The 2,925-nt window shown below is 50.7% G+C and carries 1 rRNA gene; it reads right to left on the reverse strand.

Annotation, left to right across the window (positions count from 1 at the left end):
* Window positions 1-16 precede the first annotated feature (16 nt).
* A 23S ribosomal RNA gene (locus I4V16_RS17185) occupies window positions 17-2,924 on the reverse strand.
* Window position 2,925: the final 1 nt, after the last annotated feature.

Here is a 2,925-nt window from a genome sequence, read left to right on the forward strand (position 1 = left end):
TTGAAATATCTTTAACTTGGTCAAGCCCTCGACCTATTAGTATCAGTCAGCTACATACATTACTGCACTTACACCTCTGACCTATCAACCTCGTGTTCTTCAAGGGGTCTTACTAGCTTATGCTATGGGAAATCTCATCTTGAGGTGGGCTTCACGCTTAGATGCTTTCAGCGTTTATCCCTTCCCGACTTAGCTACCCAGCTGTGCTCCTGGCGGAACAACTGGTGCACCAGAGGTCAGTCCATCCCGGTCCTCTCGTACTAAGGACAGCTCCTCTCAAATTTCCTACGCCCGCGACGGATAGGGACCGAACTGTCTCACGACGTTCTGAACCCAGCTCGCGTGCCGCTTTAATGGGCGAACAGCCCAACCCTTGGGACCTACTTCAGCCCCAGGATGCGACGAGCCGACATCGAGGTGCCAAACCTCCCCGTCGATGTGGACTCTTGGGGGAGATCAGCCTGTTATCCCCGAGGTAGCTTTTATCCGTTGAGCGATGGCCCTCCCACGAGGTACCACCGGATCACTAAGCCCGACTTTCGTCCCTGCTCCACTTGTGGGTGTCGCAGTCAGGCTCCCTTCTGCCTTTGCACTCTTCGAACGATTTCCGACCGTTCTGAGGGAACCTTTGGGCGCCTCCGTTACTTTTTAGGAGGCGACCGCCCCAGTCAAACTGCCCACCTAACAATGTCCTGTCACCAGATTCATGGCATCCAGTTAGAACCTCAGTACTGTCAGGGTGGTATCCCAAGGACGACTCCATCAAGGCTGACGCCCTGATTTCCCAGTCTCCCACCTATCCTGTACAGACAATACCGAAATTCAATGCTAAGCTACAGTAAAGCTCTACGGGGTCTTTCCGTCCAATCGCGGGTAGCGAGCATCTTCACTCGCACTACAACTTCGCCGGATTCACAGTTGAGACAGTGCCCAAGTCATTACGCCATTCGTGCGGGTCAGAACTTACCTGACAAGGAATTTCGCTACCTTAGGACCGTTATAGTTACGGCCGCCGTTTACTGGGGCTTAAGTTCACACCTTCGCTTGCGCTAAGTGTTCCCCTTAACCTTCCAGCACCGGGCAGGCGTCAGCCCCTATACATCAGCTTTCGCTTTAGCAGAGACCTGTGTTTTTGCTAAACAGTTGCTTGGGCCTATTCTCTGCGGCCTGCTCTCGCAGGCACCCCTTCTCCCTAAGTTACGGGGTCAATTTGCCTAGTTCCTTAACTGTGATTCTTCCGCCGGCCTTAGGATTCTCTCCTCATCTACCTGTGTCGGTTTGCGGTACGGGCACTACATCTCTCTCTAGATGCTTTTCTTGGAAGCATGGAATCAAGTACTTCGGTTCCGTAGAACCTTCCCCATCACGCCTCAGAATTGTTAGGACGGATTTGCCTTTCCTAACTCCCTAAACGCTTAGACTAGCATCCAATAGCTAGCACACTCTATCCTTCTCCGTCACACCATCGATAATAACGATCAGTAGTGGTATCGGAATATCAACCGATTGTCCATCGCCTACGCCTTTCGGCCTCGGCTTAGGTCCCGACTAACCCTCAGCGGACGAACCTTCCTGAGGAAACCTTAGATATTCGGCCTGTGGGATTCTCACCCACATCTCGCTACTAATGCCAACATTCTCACTCGTAATCAGTCCACCGCTCCTTACGGTACGACTTCAGCCCGATTACGACGCTCCTCTACCGCTCACACATAAGTGTGAACCCGTAGCTTCGGTGGTAAGTTTGAGCCCCGGACATCTTCGGCGCAGGATCTCTCGACTAGTGAGCTATTACGCACTCTTTTAATGAGTGGCTGCTTCTAAGCCAACATCCTAGTTGTCTTAGAAATCCCACATCCTTTTCCACTTAACTTACACTTTGGGACCTTAGCTGACGATCTGGGCTGTTTCCCTTTTGACTACGGAACTTATCTTTCGCAGTCTGACTGCCGGACTAATAGTATGTGGCATTCGGAGTTTGATAAGGTTCGGTAAGCGCTATGCCCCCTAGCCCATTCAGTGCTCTACCTCCACTACTCATATCCGACGCTAGCCCTAAAGCTATTTCGAGGAGAACCAGCTATCTCCGAGTTCGATTGGAATTTCTCCGCTATCCACAGCTCATCCCATGCTTTTTCAACAGCAACGTGGTTCGGTCCTCCACGGGGTTTTACCCCCGCTTCAACCTGGCCATGGATAGGTCACCCGGTTTCGGGTCTACGGCATGCAACTAGTCGCCCTATTAAGACTCGGTTTCCCTTCGGCTCCGTACCTTAAGTACTTAACCTTGCTACATACCGTAACTCGTTGGCTCGTTCTACAAAAAGCACGTCATCACCCTCATAAGGGGCTTTGACCGGTTGTAGGCACACGGTTTCAGGTTCTATTTCACTCCCCTCCCGGGGTTCTTTTCACCTTTCCCTCACGGTACTGCTTCACTATCGGTCATCAGGTAGTATTTAGCCTTGGGAGGTGGTCCTCCCTGCTTCCCACAAGGTTTCACGTGTCTCGTGGTACTCTGGATCAGAACTTGATTATTATGAATTTCACTTACGTGGCTATTACACTCTATGGCTTGACTTTCCAGTCATCTTCAATTATCCATAACTTCTCGTTAATGTTCTGTCCGCAACCCCGGAAATAAATTTCCGGTTTGGGCTCTTTCCCTTTCGCTCGCCGCTACTAAGAAAATCGATTTTTCTTTCTCTTCCTCCAGGTACTTAGATGTTTCAGTTCCCTGGGTTTACCTTCCATAAGCTATGTATTCACTTATGGATACATGGGGTTTCCCATGTGAGTTTCCTCATTCGGAAATCTTCGGATCTCTGGCTATGTGCGCCTACCCGAAGCTTATCGCAGCTTATCACGTCCTTCATCGGCTCCTGATGCCAAGGCATTCACCATGCGCCCTTTGTAGCTTGACCT

The sequence above is a fragment of the Clostridium sp. 1001283B150210_160208_E6 genome, assembly GCF_015669365.1.
GTDB lineage: Bacteria > Bacillota > Clostridia > Clostridiales > Clostridiaceae > Clostridium > Clostridium paraputrificum.